We start from the raw sequence: 1,190 nt of genomic DNA on the forward strand, positions 1-1,190 counted from the left end.
TGATGCGCGCGGGCGCCGACGTGGTCTCCGGCGCCCCGGAGCTGGCCCGGCTCACCACCAACATCGCCCGGGCGCACCACGACGCCCGTGTCTCGGACTCCGGCCGGTTGGTCTACGGCGGCCACACCATCGGGCTCGCACTGGCCCAGGCCACCCGCGCACTGCCGACGATGCTCACCGTGCTCGGCTGGCACTCGTGCGACCACCTGGGCCCGGTCCGCGAGGGTGACACCCTAAGCAGCGACCTCGTGGTGGGGGCCGCTGACGACCTCCCCGGCGGCGGGACGGCGCTCGACCTCCGGTCACTCGTCACCGCCCACCGCGACGACGGCGACGCTCCCGTCCTGGACTGGTCGTTCACCGTTCTCATGCCCTGACGATCGAATCGGGGATAATGGTTGTCATGAGTTCAGGAGGCGGCGCTCGTCCGGGGATGGGTCGTCCCAAGAAGACCGCCCTCCTGGTGGCCCAGCAGATCGTCGAGGACATCTCCCGCCGCGGCAACACCGTCGGCGACCGGTTGCCGCCGGAACACCTCATGCTCGAGCACTACGGGGTCGGCCGCGGGACTCTGCGGGAGTCGCTGCGCTACCTGGAGTTGCAGGGCGTCCTCATGCTCAAGCCGGGCCCGGGTGGCGGGCCGATCGTGCAGCAACCGGACGGGGGGACGCTCGCCGCCACCCTGAGCCTGCTCCTGCAGTTCGAGAACGCCCCGTTCTCCACGATCATGGAGGCCCGCGCGGCGCTGGAGCCCACGATCGCCCGTCTGGCCACCGCGAGGATCGACGATGCCGGCCTGGCCCGACTCGCCGAGAACCTCCGCCTGACCCGGGAGGAGCTGACCGATCAGGCCGCCTTCTCCGCGCATTCCGAGCGCTTCCACGAACTCGTGGCCTGGAGCTCCGGGAACGCGCTCTTCGGCTATCTCTTCGACGCCCTGAGCGGGTTGATCGCCGGCGCCTCGATGGGCATCACCTACCCGAGGCGACAGCGCGAGTTGACCTGCGACATCCACGAGGAGATCTACGCCGCCATCTCGGACGGCGACGGGGACACGGCGTCCCACCTGATGTCGGCCCACATCAACGAGCACACCACCTACCTGGAGAAGCGGTTCCACAAGGCGCTCGCACGGCCGATACGGTGGGACCTCGACGGCTGACCCGGCCGCGCGGCTCAGATATGGCGGA

1 protein-coding gene and 1 pseudogene are annotated in these 1,190 nt (G+C 70.1%); both read left to right on the plus strand.

What is annotated here, in order from left to right:
* A pseudogene (locus G6019_RS14620) lies at positions 1–377 on the plus strand (acyl dehydratase); the annotation flags it as partial.
* A gap of 26 nt (positions 378–403) precedes the next feature.
* Positions 404–1,162, plus strand: a complete 759-nt coding sequence (locus tag G6019_RS14625) for a FadR/GntR family transcriptional regulator (protein WP_231750282.1) — start codon at positions 404–406, stop codon at positions 1,160–1,162.
* Positions 1,163–1,190: the final 28 nt, after the last annotated feature.

This window comes from Dietzia sp. DQ12-76 (genome assembly GCF_014145045.1).
In the GTDB taxonomy this organism is placed as follows: domain Bacteria; phylum Actinomycetota; class Actinomycetes; order Mycobacteriales; family Mycobacteriaceae; genus Dietzia.